Annotated in this window: 19 protein-coding genes; all 19 read left to right on the top strand. The window is 56.0% G+C overall.

What is annotated here, in order from left to right; genetic code table 11:
* Nucleotides 1-566 precede the first annotated feature (566 nt).
* Nucleotides 567-701 carry a 50S ribosomal protein L34 gene (rpmH, locus tag ACA048_RS29750; protein WP_003213577.1) on the top strand — a complete coding sequence of 45 codons (135 nt, stop codon included), beginning with the start codon at nt 567-569 and terminating at the stop codon, nt 699-701.
* Nucleotides 702-717: 16 nt separating this feature from the next.
* A complete protein-coding gene (gene rnpA, locus ACA048_RS29745; RefSeq protein ID WP_497629946.1) occupies nt 718-1,119 on the top strand; it encodes a ribonuclease P protein component in 402 nt (133 codons plus the stop codon).
* The gene (yidD, locus tag ACA048_RS29740; protein WP_052966011.1) at nt 1,112-1,357 is read left to right on the top strand and encodes a membrane protein insertion efficiency factor YidD; all 246 of its coding nucleotides are present in this window, start codon (nt 1,112-1,114) and stop codon (nt 1,355-1,357) included. Before rnpA ends, yidD begins: the two co-directional genes overlap by 8 nt.
* A gap of 2 nt (nt 1,358-1,359) precedes the next feature.
* Nucleotides 1,360-3,045, top strand: a complete 1,686-nt coding sequence (yidC, locus tag ACA048_RS29735; protein WP_497627424.1) for a membrane protein insertase YidC — start codon at nt 1,360-1,362, stop codon at nt 3,043-3,045.
* Nucleotides 3,046-3,124: 79 nt separating this feature from the next.
* Complete coding sequence (mnmE, locus tag ACA048_RS29730; protein WP_497627423.1) at nt 3,125-4,495, top strand: tRNA uridine-5-carboxymethylaminomethyl(34) synthesis GTPase MnmE; 1,371 nt, start codon at nt 3,125-3,127, stop codon at nt 4,493-4,495.
* Between the two features lie 549 nt (nt 4,496-5,044).
* Nucleotides 5,045-6,937 carry a tRNA uridine-5-carboxymethylaminomethyl(34) synthesis enzyme MnmG gene (mnmG, locus tag ACA048_RS29725; protein WP_497627422.1) on the top strand — a complete coding sequence of 631 codons (1,893 nt, stop codon included), beginning with the start codon at nt 5,045-5,047 and terminating at the stop codon, nt 6,935-6,937.
* Nucleotides 6,934-7,578, top strand: a complete 645-nt coding sequence (gene rsmG, locus ACA048_RS29720; protein ID WP_007948096.1) for a 16S rRNA (guanine(527)-N(7))-methyltransferase RsmG — start codon at nt 6,934-6,936, stop codon at nt 7,576-7,578. Before mnmG ends, rsmG begins: the two co-directional genes overlap by 4 nt.
* Before the next feature lie 18 nt (nt 7,579-7,596).
* On the top strand, nt 7,597-8,394 hold the full coding sequence (locus tag ACA048_RS29715; protein ID WP_007948095.1) for a ParA family protein: 798 nt from the start codon (nt 7,597-7,599) through the stop codon (nt 8,392-8,394).
* A 9-nt stretch (nt 8,395-8,403) separates the two neighbouring features.
* Entirely contained in the window at nt 8,404-9,276 is an 873-nt protein-coding gene (locus tag ACA048_RS29710; protein ID WP_008027541.1) for a ParB/RepB/Spo0J family partition protein, read from the top strand.
* Nucleotides 9,277-9,424: 148 nt separating this feature from the next.
* A complete protein-coding gene (locus ACA048_RS29705) occupies nt 9,425-9,832 on the top strand; it encodes a F0F1 ATP synthase subunit I (RefSeq protein ID WP_007948092.1) in 408 nt (135 codons plus the stop codon).
* Nucleotides 9,833-9,848: 16 nt separating this feature from the next.
* A complete protein-coding gene (atpB, locus tag ACA048_RS29700; protein WP_123367462.1) occupies nt 9,849-10,718 on the top strand; it encodes a F0F1 ATP synthase subunit A in 870 nt (289 codons plus the stop codon).
* 133 nt (nt 10,719-10,851) lie between these two features.
* A complete protein-coding gene (gene atpE, locus ACA048_RS29695; protein WP_002555987.1) occupies nt 10,852-11,109 on the top strand; it encodes a F0F1 ATP synthase subunit C in 258 nt (85 codons plus the stop codon).
* 56 nt (nt 11,110-11,165) lie between these two features.
* Nucleotides 11,166-11,636: a F0F1 ATP synthase subunit B gene (locus tag ACA048_RS29690; RefSeq protein WP_007948090.1), complete on the top strand. Its 471-nt coding sequence runs from the start codon at nt 11,166-11,168 to the stop codon at nt 11,634-11,636.
* 12 nt (nt 11,637-11,648) lie between these two features.
* On the top strand, nt 11,649-12,185 hold the full coding sequence (locus tag ACA048_RS29685; RefSeq protein ID WP_007948089.1) for a F0F1 ATP synthase subunit delta: 537 nt from the start codon (nt 11,649-11,651) through the stop codon (nt 12,183-12,185).
* 21 nt (nt 12,186-12,206) lie between these two features.
* The gene (gene atpA, locus ACA048_RS29680; protein ID WP_497627421.1) at nt 12,207-13,751 is read left to right on the top strand and encodes a F0F1 ATP synthase subunit alpha; all 1,545 of its coding nucleotides are present in this window, start codon (nt 12,207-12,209) and stop codon (nt 13,749-13,751) included.
* 50 nt (nt 13,752-13,801) lie between these two features.
* Nucleotides 13,802-14,662 (top strand): F0F1 ATP synthase subunit gamma, encoded by an 861-nt coding sequence (gene atpG, locus ACA048_RS29675; protein WP_054048164.1) that lies wholly within the window; start codon nt 13,802-13,804, stop codon nt 14,660-14,662.
* 27 nt (nt 14,663-14,689) lie between these two features.
* Entirely contained in the window at nt 14,690-16,069 is a 1,380-nt protein-coding gene (atpD, locus tag ACA048_RS29670; protein WP_027926214.1) for a F0F1 ATP synthase subunit beta, read from the top strand.
* A gap of 45 nt (nt 16,070-16,114) precedes the next feature.
* Nucleotides 16,115-16,540 carry a F0F1 ATP synthase subunit epsilon gene (locus tag ACA048_RS29665; protein ID WP_497627420.1) on the top strand — a complete coding sequence of 142 codons (426 nt, stop codon included), beginning with the start codon at nt 16,115-16,117 and terminating at the stop codon, nt 16,538-16,540.
* 116 nt (nt 16,541-16,656) lie between these two features.
* On the top strand, nt 16,657-18,024 hold the full coding sequence (glmU, locus tag ACA048_RS29660; RefSeq protein ID WP_497627419.1) for a bifunctional UDP-N-acetylglucosamine diphosphorylase/glucosamine-1-phosphate N-acetyltransferase GlmU: 1,368 nt from the start codon (nt 16,657-16,659) through the stop codon (nt 18,022-18,024).
* Nucleotides 18,025-18,105 lie beyond the last annotated feature (81 nt).

Genomic DNA, 18,105 nt, shown 5'->3' with positions numbered 1-18,105 from the left:
GGATATCCCCTAAGTTGAAAGCCGGTGAGGCAAAAACAAGCGGCCATTGTAGCGACCAGACGCCGACTTATCCACACGTAGGTGGATCACTGGACAAGAAGAATCAACGTTTTATACGCAAAAAACACGACCAGCGGTCTGTGCATAAGCTCTGTGGATAACCGGGTCTAAGGTCGTTGCACAAGTAGGGGGGAAACTCAGTGGATAACCAGCCTGTGGATAACACTCCCTTTCACCCACAGGTTATCCGACAGCGCAGCACAGGCTGCCCCCCGTTTTCCACGGTAGTTGTCATTCTCTGTACAGCGCGGATTAGAAGGCTCAAAGGTAGTTATCCACAGACGATCGCCTGCCTAGCTTTTATAAGCTTTACAGAAAAGCTTTAAATAATTCCTTTCTTATTTATATTTCTAACGACGGGTTATTCACGAGCAAAACCTCTGGAGATCTATTTATAAGGAAACGTTGGTTGGAAATTGACCTAGAGGCTTGCTTTCTCTAGAATCCCCGGTCTCTTAAAACGGGGGCCATTCCGGCCCGTTGTGGACGAACCAGGTAACACGACAATGAAACGTACTTTCCAACCAAGCACTATCAAACGCGCTCGTACCCACGGTTTCCGTGCTCGCATGGCTACCAAGAACGGTCGTGCCGTCCTGTCGCGTCGTCGCGCCAAAGGTCGTGCGCGTCTGGCAGTTTGATAATCCGGCACTGGAGGTGAGTCAGGACTTCAGTCGGGAAAAGCGTCTGCTTACTCCCCGGCATTTCAAGGCAGTCTTTGACTCCCCTACCGGCAAGGTTCCGGGGAAAAATCTCCTGCTCCTTGCGCGCAACAACGATCTTGATCACCCCCGTCTCGGGTTGGTTATCGGGAAAAAGAGCGTAAAGCTCTCCGTCGAGCGCAATCGCCTCAAACGTCTGATGCGCGAATCGTTCCGTCTGCACCAGGATTCACTGGTCGGCTGGGACATCGTTATCGTCGCGCGCAAAGGTTTGGGTGACGTAGAAAGCCCCGAATTGATTCAGCATTTCGGCAAGCTCTGGAAGCGTCTGGCACGCAGCACGCCGGTACCAGCAGTCAAAACCGAAACTGTAGGGGTAGACAGTCCCGATGCGTAAACTGGCACTCGTTCCGATCCAGTTTTATCGCTATGCCATTAGTCCTCTGATGGCCAGTCACTGTCGCTTCTACCCCAGTTGTTCCTGCTACGCGTATGAAGCCATAGAAAATCATGGCCTTCTGCGCGGTGGCTGGCTGACCTTTCGTCGTTTAGGTCGCTGTCATCCGTGGAATCCCGGTGGTTATGACCCGGTTCCATCTATCCCTACCTCCCGTTCTTCTTCGATGGCCGAGTAATCATGGATATCAAACGCACGATCCTGATCGTCGCCCTGGCAATCGTGTCCTACGTTATGGTTCTTAAATGGAACCAGGACTATGGCCAGGCTGCCCTGCCGACTCAGAATGTTGCTTCCAGTACTACCGCACCGGGCTTACCGGATACGGCTACTGGCAATAATGCTTCTGTCAGTGACGACATTCCACGCGCCGCAAGCGATACCAGTGCCACTGCACCTGCTGAAACGCCAGTAGCTGCAAGCAAAGACCTCATCCAGATCAAAACGGATGTGCTCAACCTGGCCGTCGATCCACAGGGTGGTGATGTTGCCCAGCTGACGCTGCCGCTGTATCCACGTCGCCAGGACCATCCGGATATCCCGTTCCAGTTGTTCGATAACGGCAACGAGCGGACTTATCTGGCTCAAAGCGGTTTGATCGGCACTGATGGTCCGGATGCAAGTCCTGCCGGTCGTCCGGTTTGGTCTTCGGAGAAGAAGGTTTACCAACTGGCTGACGGTCAAGACCAATTGGTCGTGGACCTGAAGTTCAGCAAGGACGGCGTCAACTACATCAAGCGTTTCACTCTGAAACGTGGCCAGTACGATGTAGGCGTTTCCTACTTGATCGACAACGAAAGCGCCAAGCCTTGGTCGGGGGCGATGTTCGCCCAACTGAAACGTGATGCCAGCTCCGATCCTTCTTCCAGCACTGCCACCGGCACCGCGACTTACTTGGGCGCAGCCCTGTGGACAAGTAACGAGCCGTACAAAAAAGTGTCGATGAAGGACATGGACAAGGCTCAGCTGAAAGAAACCGTAAACGGTGGTTGGGTTGCCTGGTTGCAACACTACTTCGTGACTGCGTGGATTCCGGCGAAGGGCGAAAACAATGTCGTCCAGACCCGTAAAGACAGCAAAGGCAACTACATCATCGGCTACACCGCCCCGGCAATCACTGTTGCCCCAGGTGCGAAAGCTGAAGTCAGCGCTGTTCTGTACGCCGGCCCGAAAAGCCAGGCAGTACTGAAAGAGTTGTCCCCAGGTCTGGAATTGACCGTCGACTACGGCATTCTGTGGTTCATTGCCCAGCCAATTTTCTGGCTGTTGCAACATATCCACGCGCTGGTCGGTAACTGGGGTTGGTCGATCATCTTCCTGACCATGCTGATCAAAGGGATTTTCTTCCCTCTGTCGGCCGCCAGCTACAAATCCATGGCGCGCATGCGTGCAGTGGCTCCGAAACTGGCCGCGCTGAAAGAGCAACATGGTGATGACCGGCAGAAAATGTCGCAAGCCATGATGGAGCTGTACAAGAAAGAGAAGATCAATCCGCTGGGTGGTTGCTTGCCAATCCTCGTGCAGATGCCGGTATTCCTTTCGTTGTACTGGGTTCTGCTGGAAAGCGTTGAAATGCGCCAGGCGCCATTCATGCTGTGGATCACCGACCTGTCGATCAAGGATCCGTTCTTCATTCTGCCGATCATCATGGGTGCAACCATGTTTATCCAGCAGCAGTTGAACCCGACACCTCCGGACCCGATGCAGGCCAAGGTGATGAAGCTGATGCCAATCATCTTCACCTTCTTCTTCCTGTGGTTCCCGGCTGGTCTGGTGCTGTACTGGGTAGTGAACAACTGCCTGTCCATCGCCCAACAGTGGTACATCACACGTAAAATCGAAGCGGCTGCCAAAGCAGCTGCCTGATTTACACTGTAGATAACCACTCAAAACGCCCCCTAGTGGGGCGTTTTGCTATCTGTCACTTTTGTCTGGATTCCGGTTTATGAGCGTTCCTCGTGAAACCATCGCAGCCGTTGCAACCGCTCAAGGTCGCGGCGGCGTGGGCATCGTTCGAATTTCCGGGCCGTTGGCGAGCCTTGCGGCCAAGGCCATCAGCGGTCGGGACCTGAAACCCCGGTTTGCCCATTACGGCCCGTTCCTCAGTGAAAACGATGAGGTGCTGGACGAAGGCATCGCGTTGTATTTCCCGGGACCGAACTCCTTCACCGGCGAAGACGTGCTTGAGCTGCAGGGTCATGGCGGGCCGATCGTTCTGGATATGTTGCTCAAGCGTTGTCTGGAACTGGGTTGTCGTCTCGCCCGTCCCGGTGAATTCAGCGAGCGAGCCTTCCTCAACGACAAACTCGACCTGGCTCAGGCTGAAGCCATCGCCGACTTGATCGAAGCGAGTTCTGCACAAGCTGCACGCAACGCCCTGCGTTCCTTGCAAGGCGCCTTTTCCCAGCGTGTGCATAACCTCACCGAGCAACTGATAGGCCTGCGCATCTATGTCGAGGCGGCCATCGACTTTCCGGAGGAAGAAATCGACTTCCTTGCCGATGGTCATGTATTGGCCATGCTCGATAAAGTGCGCGATGAACTGTCCACAGTCCTTCGCGAAGCCGGGCAAGGCGCCTTGCTGCGTGACGGGATGACGGTGGTGATTGCCGGTCGGCCGAATGCCGGTAAATCCAGCCTGTTGAATGCCTTGGCCGGTCGAGAAGCCGCGATCGTGACCGAAATTGCCGGCACAACCCGGGACATTCTTCGTGAACATATCCACATTGATGGCATGCCGCTGCACGTGGTTGATACCGCTGGTCTGCGAGATACCGAAGATCACGTGGAAAAAATCGGTGTAGAACGGGCGTTGAAAGCCATCGGCGAAGCGGATCGCGTGTTGCTGGTCGTCGATGCGACGGCACCTGAAGCCTTGGACCCCTTCGCATTGTGGCCGGAATTCCTCGAAATCCGCCCCGATCCGGCGAAAGTCACGCTGATTCGTAACAAGGCTGATCTGACGGGCGAAGCCATTGCCGTGGAAGTCAGTGAGGATGGCCACGTCACCATCAGCCTGAGTGCCAAGTCTGCTGGCGAAGGCCTGGAGTTACTGCGCGACCACCTCAAGGCCTGCATGGGTTACGAGCAAACATCAGAAAGCAGCTTCAGCGCACGCAGGCGCCACCTTGAGGCGCTGCGTCATGCCAGCGCATCCCTTGAGCATGGCCGCGCGCAATTGACCCTGGCAGGTGCCGGTGAGTTATTGGCCGAGGATTTGCGTCAGGCCCAGCACTCGCTGGGTGAAATCACCGGTGCATTCAGCTCCGATGACCTGTTGGGGCGGATTTTTTCCAGCTTCTGTATCGGTAAATAGCCCTTCCGTTGTCCACAGACAGGCCATTCGCGCCTGTCTGTTCCTCTTTTTGATAAATCTTCCCTCAGTGCCGAGCAGATAATTTCTGGTTGAGCGGTTTTCCTTCGACCGAAATTTGCCCGATGAGCGCTTTTCTTTGGATTAAGCCCTGTGAATAACTGCCACTAAGGGCAGTTGATAACAGGGCCTCAAAACTGAAGATAACCGCCTCTGTGGATAACCACCCCTTTCATCCACAGGCTTAAACCGGTTATCCAAGGGCCTCGTTGGCACATGACCACAGGGTTTTGAATCTCTGTACATATTGATAATAAAGGGCTGTAGCAATCTATCCACAGAAAGGTGCCTCAGTAGAAATAAACATAAAAACAAAGATTTAATAAATTTCTCTCTTTTTAATTTCTATAACCCCGACTTCTCCACAGCTGGTTAAATTTTGTGCAAAGGGTTCTTTAGGAAGGACGAAGTCCCTATACTTGCCGACCAGGTCCAGAAACCTGAGCTCAAACTATTCCTGATTACCTAACTGAAGCAGGCACGAGGTGCGTGGTGGATTTCCCTTCCCGTTTTGAAGTGATCGTCATCGGCGGCGGTCATGCCGGTACCGAGGCAGCACTGGCCTCAGCACGTATGGGTGCAAAAACCCTGTTGCTGACGCATAACGTGGAAACCCTCGGAGCAATGAGTTGCAACCCCGCTATTGGTGGGATCGGTAAAAGCCATCTGGTAAAAGAAATCGACGCCCTTGGTGGTGCGATGGCCATGGCTACCGACAAAGGTGGTATTCAATTTCGCGTGTTGAACAGCCGCAAAGGCCCGGCGGTGCGTGCAACTCGCGCTCAGGCGGACCGGGTTCTGTACAAAGCCGCTGTCCGCGAAGCATTGGAAAACCAGCCGAACCTGTGGATATTTCAGCAGGCCGCTGACGACTTGATCGTCGAGCAGGAACAAGTGCGTGGTGTTGTCACCCAAATGGGCCTGCGTTTCTTCGCGGACTCCGTGGTGTTGACCACTGGCACCTTCCTCGGTGGACTTATCCACATAGGAATGCAGAATTACTCCGGCGGTCGTGCCGGTGATCCGCCTTCGATTGCCCTGGCTCACCGTCTGCGGGAATTGCCACTGCGTGTAGGTCGCCTGAAAACCGGTACGCCACCACGGATCGACGGTCGTTCTGTGGATTTCTCGGTCATGACCGAGCAAGCAGGCGATACACCGATCCCGGTGATGTCGTTCATGGGGTCCAAAGAGCAGCATCCGAAACAGGTGAGCTGCTGGATTACCCACACGAACGCCCGGACTCACGAAATCATTGCCTCCAACCTTGATCGTTCGCCGATGTATTCCGGCGTGATCGAAGGCATCGGCCCGCGTTATTGCCCGTCGATCGAAGACAAGATCCACCGCTTTGCCGACAAGGAAAGCCATCAGGTCTTTATCGAGCCGGAAGGTCTGACCACTCACGAGCTGTATCCGAACGGGATATCCACCTCTTTGCCGTTCGACGTGCAATTGCAGATCGTGCAATCGATCCGTGGCATGGAAAACGCGCACATCGTTCGTCCTGGCTACGCCATCGAGTACGACTACTTCGATCCACGTGACCTGAAGTACAGCCTGGAAACCAAAGTCATCGGCGGTCTGTTTTTCGCCGGGCAAATCAATGGCACCACCGGTTACGAAGAAGCTGGCGCCCAAGGTTTGCTGGCCGGCGCCAACGCTGCACTGCGCGCACAAGGCAAAGATGCCTGGTGCCCGCGTCGCGACGAGGCGTACATCGGCGTGTTGGTCGACGACCTGATTACGCTCGGTACTCAAGAGCCGTACCGGATGTTTACCTCGCGTGCCGAGTACCGCCTGATCCTGCGCGAAGACAACGCGGACCTGCGCTTGACCGAAAAAGGTCGCGAACTGGGTCTGGTCGATGACGCGCGTTGGGCAGCGTTCTGCACGAAACGCGAAAGCATCGAACTGGAAGAACAGCGTCTGAAAAGTACCTGGGTACGCCCTGGTACCGAGCAAGGCGATGCGATTTCCGAAAAGTTCGGCACGCCGCTGACCCATGAATACAATTTGCTCAACCTCTTGAGCCGTCCGGAAATCGATTACGCTGGCCTGATCGCCGTGACTGGCGGGGGCGCAGATGATCCACAGGTCGCCGAACAGGTTGAAATCAAGACCAAGTACGCTGGTTACATCGACCGTCAACAGGATGAAATCGCACGCCTGCGGGCCAGCGAAGATACAAAACTGCCTGTGGATATCGATTACACGAACATCTCCGGTCTCTCCAAAGAGATCCAGAGCAAGCTCGGCGCGACCCGTCCTGAAACCTTGGGCCAGGCGTCGCGTATCCCGGGCGTAACCCCGGCAGCTATTTCGCTGTTGATGATTCATTTGAAAAAACGCGGCGCGGGCCGTCAGTTGGAGCAAAGCGCTTGAGTTCGTTGGTCACCTCGCAACACGCCGAAGAGTTATCCACAGGTGCTCGCCAGCTCGGTGTCACACTGACAGAAACCCAGCATGCGCAGCTGCTGGGTTATCTGGCCCTGTTGATCAAATGGAACAAGGCCTACAACCTGACCGCCGTGCGCGATCCGGACGAAATGGTCTCTCGCCACCTGCTCGATAGTTTGAGCGTCATGTCGTTCATCGAAAACGGTCGCTGGCTGGACGTTGGCAGCGGTGGCGGCATGCCGGGTATTCCGTTGGCCATCCTGTTTCCAGAGTCCCAAGTGACCTGCCTGGACAGCAACGGCAAGAAAACCCGCTTCCTGACCCAGGTCAAACTCGAACTCAAACTGGATAACCTGCAAGTTATCCACAGTCGCGTCGAAGCCTTCCAGCCTGCACAGCCATTCAACGGGATCATTTCCCGGGCGTTCAGCAGCATGGAGAACTTCAGCAACTGGACTCGCCACCTCGGCGACGCCGACACACGCTGGCTGGCAATGAAGGGCGTTCATCCGGCCGATGAGCTGGTAGCATTGCCGGCAGACTTCCACCTCGATAGCGAACACGCCCTGGCCGTACCTGGTTGCCAAGGCCAACGCCATCTGCTGATACTGCGCCGCACGGCATGATTGGGAACACAAGCAAGAATGGCTAAGGTATTCGCGATTGCGAACCAAAAGGGTGGTGTGGGTAAAACCACCACCTGCATCAACCTCGCAGCTTCCCTCGTCGCTACCAAGCGTCGGGTGCTGCTGATCGATCTCGATCCACAGGGCAACGCCACCATGGGTAGCGGTGTGGATAAACACGGTCTGGAAAACTCGGTCTACGACTTGCTGATCGGTGAATGCGACCTGGCCCAGGCCATGCATTTCTCCGAGCACGGTGGTTACCAGTTGTTGCCAGCTAACCGTGACCTGACGGCGGCTGAAGTGGTTCTGCTGGAAATGCAGATGAAGGAAAGCCGCCTGCGCAGTGCATTGGCGCCGATCCGTGAAAACTACGATTACATTTTGATCGACTGCCCGCCGTCGTTGTCGATGCTGACGCTGAACGCGCTGGTTGCCGCCGATGGGGTGATTATCCCCATGCAGTGCGAGTACTTCGCGCTCGAAGGTCTGAGTGACCTTGTGGATAACATCAAGCGCATCGCCGAGCTGCTGAACCCGAATCTGAAAGTCGAAGGCCTGTTGCGGACCATGTACGACCCGCGTCTGAGCCTGATGAACGATGTGTCCGCACAGCTCAAGGAACACTTCGGCGAGCAGCTCTACGACACCGTGATTCCGCGCAACATCCGCCTGGCCGAAGCGCCTAGTTATGGGATGCCGGCATTGGCGTACGACAAGTCATCACGGGGCGCCATTGCCTATCTGGCTTTGGCGGGCGAGATGGTTCGTCGTCAACGCAAAAACTCACGCACCGCCGCTGCTCAGGCAACTTAAGGAATCCCCATGGCCGTCAAGAAACGAGGTCTCGGACGTGGACTGGATGCACTGCTGAGTGGTCCGACTGTTAGCTCGCTGGAAGAACAAGCGGTGCAAGCCGACCAGCGTGAGCTGCAGCACCTGCCCCTGGACCTGATCCAGCGGGGCAAGTACCAGCCCCGTCGGGATATGGATCCTCAAGCGCTGGAAGAATTGGCGCAGTCGATCAAGGCCCAGGGGGTTATGCAGCCGATCGTGGTCCGCCCGATCGGTAGCGGTCGCTTCGAGATCATCGCCGGTGAACGCCGCTGGCGCGCAAGCCAGCAGGCTGGCCAGGAAACCATCCCGGCGATGGTTCGCGATGTACCGGATGAAACGGCCATCGCAATGGCGCTGATCGAGAATATCCAGCGTGAAGACCTCAATCCGATCGAAGAAGCGGTGGCGTTGCAGCGTTTGCAGCAGGAATTCCAGCTGACTCAGCAACAGGTTGCTGAAGCAGTGGGCAAATCCCGCGTGACCGTGGCCAACCTGCTACGCTTGATCGCGTTGCCGGAAGTTATCAAAACCATGCTGTCGCACGGTGACCTGGAAATGGGTCATGCGCGTGCTTTGCTCGGTTTACCGGAGAATCAACAGGTAGAAGGGGCGCGACACGTTGTCGCACGGGGGCTGACTGTGCGCCAGACTGAAGCACTGGTTCGCCAGTGGTTGAGTGGCAAACAGGAGCCTGCCGAACCGGTAAAACCGGACCCGGATATAGCCCGACTTGAGCAGCGCCTGGCCGAACGCCTAGGCTCTGCGGTGCAGATTCGCCACGGTAAGAAGGGGAAGGGGCAGTTGGTTATTGGTTACAACTCCCTCGACGAGTTGCAGGGTGTGCTTGCACACATTCGTTGAAACATTTCCTCATGTAGCGTGCAGTCGGAAATCACTACCTGACAGTTGAATAGGGGCGGAACCGCCCCTATACTCTGCGCGCATTTTGTCGGCACAAATTATGCCAAGTTATTGAATTCTGGCAGCCGATCATTGGGGAGCAATAACGATGGAGAGCCGCACGCCAAACCGCTTGCCGTTCCATCGCCTGGCAGTTTTTCCGGTCCTACTGGCTCAATTTGTCGTTTTGGTACTGGCCGCCTTGGCGCTCTGGTACTGGCATGGAGTCGTAGCCGGGTACTCAGGACTCTGTGGAGGCCTGATAGCCTTGCTACCCAATGTTTATTTCGCTCACAGGGCATTTCGGTTTTCCGGCGCCCGAGCAGCTCAAGCCATCGTCCGGTCATTTTATGCCGGCGAGGCGGGCAAACTGATTTTGACGGCAGTGCTCTTTGCATTGACGTTTGCAGGTGTGAAGCCATTGGCGCCGCTAGCTGTATTCGGCGTCTTCGTGTTGACCCAACTGGTCAGCTGGTTCGCGCCCCTGCTGATGAGAACAAGACTTTCGAGACCTTAGGGCGTTTGAGGCAACCATGGCAGAGACAACCGCTTCGGGCTATATCCAGCACCACTTGCAGAACCTGACCTTCGGTCAGCACCCAACTGGCGGGTGGGGTTTTGCCCACACCGCAGCAGAAGCCAAAGAAATGGGCTTTTGGGCTTTCCACGTCGATACCCTCGGCTGGTCGGTCGCGTTGGGTCTGATCTTCGTTCTTCTTTTCCGCATGGCGGCAAAGAAGGCGACTTCCGGTCAGCCTGGCGGCCTACAGAACTTCGTCGAGGTTCTGATCGAGTTCGTCGACAGCAGCGTGAAAGATACCTTTCACGGCCGTAATCCATTGATCGCACCATTGGCACTGACGATTTTTGTCTGGGTGTTCCTGATGAACGCCGTCGATCTGGTTCCGGTCGACTGGATTCCGAAAGTGGCTGCCATCATTACCGGCGACCCGCATCTGGTCTTCCGTGCTGTTCCGACCACTGACCCGAACGCGACCCTGGGTATGTCCCTGTCGGTGTTCGCGTTGATCATCTTCTACAGCATCAAGGTCAAGGGTATCGGCGGCTTCATCGGCGAACTGACCCTGCACCCGTTCGGCAGCAAGAACATCTTCGTTCAAGCGCTGCTGATCCCGGTGAACTTCCTGCTGGAGTTCGTGACGCTGGTTGCCAAGCCAATTTCCCTGGCACTGCGTCTGTTCGGCAACATGTACGCCGGCGAGCTGGTCTTCATTCTGATTGCTGTGATGTTCGGCAGCGGTCTGCTCTGGCTTAGCGGCCTGGGCATTGTTCTGCAGTGGGCGTGGGCTGTGTTCCACATCCTGATCATCACCCTGCAGGCGTTTATCTTCATGATGCTGACCATCGTTTACCTGTCGATGGCGCACGAAGAGAACCATTAAGACCAGTCTCGACTAGTCTGATGTCCCACTCGGTCAAACGAGTGGGTGCCCGAACAGGGCTATGAAACGATTTGTTTTACCGCTTTAAAATCTAAAAAACCTAAACCATACGACGTAAAAGTCGGGAGGAAAGATGGAAACTGTAGTTGGTCTAACCGCTATCGCTGTTGCACTGTTGATCGGCCTGGGCGCACTGGGTACCGCAATTGGTTTCGGCCTGTTGGGTGGCAAGTTCCTGGAAGGCGCAGCGCGTCAGCCAGAAATGGTTCCAATGCTCCAAGTTAAAATGTTCATCGTTGCCGGTCTGCTCGACGCCGTAACCATGATCGGTGTTGGTATCGCTCTGTTCTTCACCTTCGCGAACCCATTCGTTGGTCAACTCGCTGGCTAATTACTCGAACCTTCGAGTAGTTGGTGTGATGTGTAACGAACGAGCGAGGTGTTGGCGTGAACATTAATGCAACCCTGATTGGCCAGTCCGTTGCGTTCTTCATTTTTGTACTGTTTTGCATGAAGTTCGTGTGGCCTCCGGTCATCGCGGCTTTGCACGAACGTCAGAAGAAGATTGCGGATGGACTGGACGCTGCCGCCCGAGCAGCTCGCGACCTGGAATTGGCCCAAGATAAAGCGGGTCAACAACTGCGCGAAGCTAAAGCTCAGGCAGCCGAAATCATTGAGCAAGCCAAGAAACGCGGTAACCAGATTGTTGAAGAGGCTGTTGAAAAAGCCCGTATCGACGCTGACCGTGTGAAGGTTCAGGCTCAGGCCGAGATCGAACAGGAACTGAACAGTGTCAAAGACGCGCTGCGTGCCCAACTGGGTAGCCTGGCAGTCTCCGGCGCCGAGAAGATCCTGGGTTCCACAATCGATCAAAACGCGCACGCGGAGCTGGTAAACAAACTGGCTGCTGAAATTTAAGCGAGGGCGATCATGGCAGAATTGACCACGTTGGCCCGACCTTACGCTAAGGCAGCCTTCGAGCACGCCCAGGCCCACCAGCAACTGGCCTCTTGGTCAGCCATGCTCGGCCTGGCTGCAGCAGTGTCGCAAGACGACACCATGCAGCGCGTGCTCAAGGCCCCGCGACTGACGAGCGCAGACAAGGCCGCCACGTTTATTGACGTGTGCGGTGACAAGTTTGATGCCAAGGCACAGAACTTCATCAACGTCGTTGCCGAAAACGACCGTCTCCCGCTGTTGCCGGAGATCGCCGCTCTGTTTGACCTGTACAAGGCCGAACAAGAGAAGTCGGTAGACGTTGAAGTGACCAGTGCTTTTGCATTGAACCAAGAACAGCAAGACAAACTCGCCAAGGTTCTCAGTGCACGACTCAACCGGGAAGTGCGCCTGCAAGTCGAGGAAGACAAATCCCTTATTGGGGGCATTGTCATCCGCGCCGGCGACCTGGTTATCGATGGCTCGGTTCGCGGCAAACTCGCGAATCTTGCCGAAGCATTGAAATCTTGAGTTTGAAGGGGCAGCAGAGCAATGCAGCAACTCAATCCTTCCGAAATAAGTGAAATTATCAAGGGCCGCATCGACAAGCTCGATGTGACCTCCCAAGCCCGTAACGAAGGCACTGTCGTCAGCGTATCTGACGGTATCGTGCGGATTCACGGTCTGGCCGACGTAATGTACGGCGAGATGATCGAGTTTCCGGGCGGCGTCTTCGGTATGGCCCTCAACCTTGAGCAAGACTCTGTAGGCGCCGTTGTATTGGGCTCCTACCAGTCTCTGGCTGAAGGCATGAGCGCCAAGTGCACCGGCCGCATCCTCGAAGTTCCGGTTGGTAAGGAACTGCTGGGTCGCGTAGTCGACGCACTGGGTAACCCAGTTGACGGCAAAGGTCCGCTGAACAACACCTTGACCGATGCGGTCGAGAAAGTTGCTCCAGGCGTGATCTGGCGTAAGTCGGTAGACCAGCCTGTACAGACTGGCTACAAGGCTGTCGATGCGATGATCCCTGTCGGCCGTGGCCAGCGTGAGCTGATCATCGGTGACCGTCAGATCGGTAAAACCGCTCTGGCGATCGACGCGATCATCAACCAGAAAGACAGCGGCATTTTCTGCGTCTACGTAGCTATCGGTCAGAAACAATCGACCATCGCCAACGTGGTTCGCAAGCTGGAAGAAAACGGCGCACTGGCTAACACCATTGTCGTGGCAGCGAGCGCTTCGGAATCTGCAGCACTGCAATTCCTGGCACCGTACTCCGGTTGCACCATGGGTGAATTCTTCCGCGACCGCGGTGAAGACGCGCTGATCGTTTATGACGATCTGTCCAAGCAAGCAGTGGCTTACCGCCAGATTTCCCTGCTGCTGCGCCGTCCGCCAGGCCGTGAAGCTTACCCAGGCGACGTGTTCTATCTCCACTCCCGTCTGCTGGAGCGCGCATCCCGCGTTTCGGAAGAATACGTAGAGAAGTTCACCAACGGCGCAGTGACCGGCAAAACCGGTTCCCTGACCGCACTGCCGATCATCGAAACCCAGGCTGGCGACGTTTCCGCGTTCGTTCCGACCAACGTGATTTCCATCACCGACGGTCAGATCTTCCTGGAATCGGCCATGTTCAACTCCGGGATCCGTCCTGCTGTGAACGCCGGTGTTTCGGTATCCCGTGTGGGTGGTGCCGCTCAGACCAAGATCATCAAGAAGCTCTCCGGTGGTATCCGTACCGCTCTGGCTCAGTACCGTGAACTGGCGGCATTCGCCCAGTTTGCATCTGACCTGGACGAAGCGACCCGTAAGCAACTTGAGCATGGTCAGCGCGTTACCGAGCTGATGAAGCAGAAGCAATACGCACCAATGTCGATTGCTGACATGGCGCTGTCGCTGTATGCCGCTGAGCGCGGGTTCCTGACTGACGTCGAAATCACCAAGGTCGGCAGCTTTGAACAAGCGCTGATTGCTTTCTTCAACCGCGATCACGCCGATTTGATGGCGAAGATCAACGTGAAGGGTGACTTCAATGACGAAATCGACGCTGGCATGAAAGCCGGTATCGAGAAGTTCAAGGCCACCCAAACCTGGTAAGCCGCAGCGGGAGCCGCAAGGCTCCCGCTTGCTAACCTGATAGGTGTTACATGGCAGGCGCAAAAGAGATTCGCAGTAAGATTGCGAGCATCAAAAGCACGCAAAAGATTACCAGCGCCATGGAAAAAGTGGCGGTCAGTAAAATGCGCAAGGCACAAATGCGCATGGCTGCTAGCCGTCCTTATGCGGAGCGCATCCGCCAGGTTATTGGTCATTTGGCCAACGCTAACCCGGAATATCGCCACCCGTTCATGATCGACCGTGAAATCAAGCGCGTTGGTTATGTTGTGGTGAGCAGTGACCGTGGTCTGTGTGGTGGCTTGAACACCAACCTGTTCAAGGCCTTGGTCAAGGACATGGCGAAAAACCGTGAAAACGGCGTCGAGATCGATCTGTGTGTTGTTGGTAGCAAGGGTGCGGCTTTCTTCCGCAACTTCGGCGGCAACGTCGTAGCAGCTATCAGCCACCTGGGTGAAGAGCCGTCGATCAATGATCTGATTGGCAGCGTCAAGGTGATGCTGGATGCCTACCTGGATGGTCGTATCGACCGTCTGAGCGTTGTGTCCAACAAGTTCATCAACACCATGACGCAGCAGCCTACCGTGGAGCAGTTGATTCCATTGGTGGCAACCCCGGATCAAGAACTCAAGCACCACTGGGACTATCTCTACGAACCGGACGCCAAAGAGCTGCTTGACGGCTTGATGGTTCGCTACGTGGAGTCGCAGGTCTACCAGGCGGTGGTCGAGAACAACGCGGCTGAACAAGCTGCGCGGATGATCGCGATGAAGAACGCTACCGACAACGCCGGTGATTTGATCAGCGATTTGCAGCTGATCTACAACAAGGCGCGTCAGGCTGCGATCACCCAAGAGATCTCGGAAATCGTCGGCGGCGCTGCCGCGGTTTAACGGTTCAAATATTCAGAGGATCCAGCTATGAGTAGCGGACGTATCGTTCAAATCATCGGCGCCGTTATCGACGTGGAATTTCCACGCGACAGCGTACCGAGCATCTACAACGCGCTGACAGTACAAAGCGCGGCCGCAACCACTCTGGAAGTTCAGCAACAGCTGGGCGACGGCGTGGTTCGTACCATTGCGATGGGCTCCACCGAGGGCTTGAAGCGTGGTCTGGACGTCATCGACTCCGGCGCAGCCATCTCCGTACCGGTCGGTAAAGCGACTCTGGGCCGGATCATGGACGTTCTGGGCAACCCGATCGACGAAGCTGGCCCGATCGACACCGATGAGCGCTGGGGCATTCACCGTCCTGCACCAACCTTCGCTGAACAAGCGGGCGGCAACGACCTGCTGGAAACCGGCATCAAGGTTATCGACCTGGTTTGCCCGTTCGCCAAGGGTGGTAAAGTTGGTCTGTTCGGTGGTGCCGGTGTAGGCAAAACCGTAAACATGATGGAACTGATCCGTAACATCGCCATCGAGCACAGCGGTTATTCCGTGTTCGCCGGTGTGGGTGAGCGTACTCGTGAGGGTAACGACTTCTACCACGAGATGAAGGATTCCAACGTTCTGGACAAAGTGGCACTGGTTTACGGTCAGATGAACGAGCCGCCGGGTAACCGTCTGCGCGTAGCACTGACCGGCCTGACCATGGCCGAGAAGTTCCGTGACGAAGGTAACGACGTTCTGCTGTTCGTCGACAACATCTATCGTTACACCCTGGCCGGTACTGAAGTATCCGCACTGCTGGGCCGTATGCCTTCTGCAGTAGGTTACCAGCCGACCTTGGCCGAAGAGATGGGTACTCTGCAAGAGCGTATCACTTCGACCAAAAACGGTTCGATCACCTCGATCCAAGCGGTATACGTACCTGCGGATGACTTGACTGACCCGTCGCCAGCGACCACCTTCGCCCACTTGGACGCCACCGTCGTTCTGTCCCGTGACATCGCTTCCCTGGGTATCTACCCAGCGGTCGATCCACTCGACTCGACTTCGCGCCAGCTGGACCCGAACGTAATCGGCCAGGACCACTACGACACCGCTCGCGGTGTACAGTATGTTCTGCAGCGTTACAAAGAACTGAAGGACATCATTGCGATCCTGGGTATGGACGAGCTGTCGGAAGCCGATAAGCAGTTGGTAAACCGTGCTCGTAAGATCCAGCGTTTCTTGTCGCAGCCGTTCTTCGTGGCTGAAGTCTTCACCGGTGCTTCGGGTAAATACGTTTCCCTGAAAGACACCATTGCTGGCTTCAAAGGCATCCTCAACGGTGACTACGACCACCTGCCAGAACAAGCGTTCTACATGGTCGGCGGCATCGAAGAAGCGATCGAGAAAGCCAAGAAACTGTAATCCCGGCGCCCGGAAACGGGCGCTAATTTAGGTTGAGGCAATCAGATGGCTATGACAGTCCATTGCGATATCGTCAGCGCGGAAGGAGAAATCTTTTCCGGCCTGGTCGAGATGGTGATTGCGCACGGTGCACTGGGTGATCTTGGTATCGCCCTGGGTCACGCGCCGCTGATCACTAATCTCAAGCCGGGCCCGATCCGCCTGATCAAGCAGGGCGGGGAAGCCGAGGTGTTTTACATCTCGGGTGGTTTCCTCGAGGTTCAGCCGAACATGGTCAAGGTTCTTGCCGACACCGTGCAACGTGCTGCCGACCTGGATGAAGCCTCCGCTCAGGAAGCCGTTAAGGCTGCCGAGAAGGCCTTGCATGAACGTGGCGCAGAATTCGATTACGGTTCTGCTGCTGCACGTCTGGCCGAGGCGACAGCTCAGCTGCGCACCGTCCAGCAGATCCGCAAGAAGTTCGGCCACTAAAAGGCCATCGCTTGTTGCGCGATTGATTAAAAAGGGTAGCCTCGGCTACCCTTTTTTCTTTTCCAACTTTCATAATCTGGTCGCAGCCGCTGACCACCCAGGATTGGTAGCCAGTCATGTCTCTAGAAATCGTTATTCTCGCTGCCGGCCAAGGCACTCGCATGCGCTCGGCGTTGCCAAAAGTTCTGCACCCGATTGCCGGCAACTCGATGCTTGGCCATGTTATCCACAGCGCCCGACAACTTGATCCACAGCGCATCCATGTGGTGATAGGCCATGGTGCCGAAGCAGTACGTGAGCGCTTGGCGGCGGACGATCTGAATTTCGTCCTGCAGGACAAACAACTGGGTACCGGTCATGCGGTGGCTCAGGCCGTACCGTTCATTGAGTCCGATACCGTACTGATTCTCTACGGTGACGTGCCGCTCATTGAAGTCGAAACCCTGCAACGCCTGCTCAAGAAAGTGGCGCCGCAGCAACTGGGCTTGCTGACCGTTGAACTGGACGACCCGACCGGTTACGGCCGCATCGTTCGCGATGCCGCTGGCAAGGTCACGGCGATCGTTGAGCAAAAAGACGCCAACGAAGACGAGCGTGCGATCACTGAAGGCAACACCGGCATTCTCGCCCTGCCTTTCGCACAACTGGGTGGCTGGATGAGCCGTCTCTCCAACAACAATGCCCAGGGCGAGTACTACCTGACCGACGTGATCGCCATGGCGGTCAGCGATGGGCTGGTGGTTGCCACCGAGCAACCGCACGACGCCATGGAAGTGCAGGGCGCCAATGACCGCAAGCAACTTTCCGAACTTGAGCGTCACTATCAATTGCGCGCCGGCCGCCGGTTGATGGCTCAAGGCGTGACCTTGCGTGACCCGGCTCGTTTCGATGTGCGTGGTGAAGTCACTGTCGGCCGCGATGTACTGATTGATATCAACGTGATCCTCGAAGGCAAAGTAGTCATCGAAGACGACGTGGTGATCGGCCCGAACTGTGTGATCAAGGACAGCACCCTGCGCAAAGGCGTGGTGATCAAGGCCAACAGCCATATCGAAGGCGCAATTCTGGGCGAGGGCAGCGATGCCGGTCCATTCGCGCGCCTGCGTCCGGGTACCGTACTTGAGGCTCGCGCACATGTGGGTAACTTTGTTGAATTGAAGAACGCTCACCTGGGCGAAGGCGCGAAAGCCGGTCATCTGTCTTACCTTGGGGACGCGGAGATCGGTGCGCGCACCAACATTGGCGCGGGCACCATCACCTGCAACTACGACGGCGTCAACAAGTGGAAAACCGTGGTGGGCGAAGATGTGTTCATCGGTTCCAACAACTCGTTGGTGGCGCCTGTGGATATCGCTGCCGGTGCGACCACGGCGGCCGGTTCGACCATTACCCAGAATGTGGATAACGCCCAGTTGGCGGTGGGCCGGGCGCGGCAGAAGAATATCGACGGCTGGAAGCGGCCGGAAAAGGTCAAGAAGAGCTGAGTTATCCACAGCGCTTCAAAATCAAAAAATCGTAGTTTGCGGCAGGTACTGAATGACTCGCCATAAGCTACGATTTTTTTA

The sequence above is a fragment of the Pseudomonas sp. LBUM1659 genome (genome assembly GCF_059716045.1).
The sequence above is the reverse complement of the archived record's forward strand: the minus strand, read 5'-3'. Positions and strand labels throughout refer to the sequence as shown.

What these genes read in the sequence shown, in the direction of transcription:
- rpmH (WP_003213577.1), top strand. Translation starts at nt 567, where the DNA reads ATGAAACGTACTTTCCAACCAAGCACTATCAAACGCGCTCGTACCCAC.
- yidD (WP_052966011.1), top strand. Translation starts at nt 1,112, where the DNA reads ATGCGTAAACTGGCACTCGTTCCGATCCAGTTTTATCGCTATGCCATT.
- yidC (WP_497627424.1), top strand. Translation starts at nt 1,360, where the DNA reads ATGGATATCAAACGCACGATCCTGATCGTCGCCCTGGCAATCGTGTCC.
- mnmE (WP_497627423.1), top strand. Translation starts at nt 3,125, where the DNA reads ATGAGCGTTCCTCGTGAAACCATCGCAGCCGTTGCAACCGCTCAAGGT.
- ACA048_RS29715 (WP_007948095.1), top strand. Translation starts at nt 7,597, where the DNA reads ATGGCTAAGGTATTCGCGATTGCGAACCAAAAGGGTGGTGTGGGTAAA.
- ACA048_RS29710 (WP_008027541.1), top strand. Translation starts at nt 8,404, where the DNA reads ATGGCCGTCAAGAAACGAGGTCTCGGACGTGGACTGGATGCACTGCTG.
- ACA048_RS29705 (WP_007948092.1), top strand. Translation starts at nt 9,425, where the DNA reads ATGGAGAGCCGCACGCCAAACCGCTTGCCGTTCCATCGCCTGGCAGTT.
- atpB (WP_123367462.1), top strand. Translation starts at nt 9,849, where the DNA reads ATGGCAGAGACAACCGCTTCGGGCTATATCCAGCACCACTTGCAGAAC.
- atpE (WP_002555987.1), top strand. Translation starts at nt 10,852, where the DNA reads ATGGAAACTGTAGTTGGTCTAACCGCTATCGCTGTTGCACTGTTGATC.
- ACA048_RS29685 (WP_007948089.1), top strand. Translation starts at nt 11,649, where the DNA reads ATGGCAGAATTGACCACGTTGGCCCGACCTTACGCTAAGGCAGCCTTC.
- atpA (WP_497627421.1), top strand. Translation starts at nt 12,207, where the DNA reads ATGCAGCAACTCAATCCTTCCGAAATAAGTGAAATTATCAAGGGCCGC.
- atpG (WP_054048164.1), top strand. Translation starts at nt 13,802, where the DNA reads ATGGCAGGCGCAAAAGAGATTCGCAGTAAGATTGCGAGCATCAAAAGC.
- atpD (WP_027926214.1), top strand. Translation starts at nt 14,690, where the DNA reads ATGAGTAGCGGACGTATCGTTCAAATCATCGGCGCCGTTATCGACGTG.
- ACA048_RS29665 (WP_497627420.1), top strand. Translation starts at nt 16,115, where the DNA reads ATGGCTATGACAGTCCATTGCGATATCGTCAGCGCGGAAGGAGAAATC.
- glmU (WP_497627419.1), top strand. Translation starts at nt 16,657, where the DNA reads ATGTCTCTAGAAATCGTTATTCTCGCTGCCGGCCAAGGCACTCGCATG.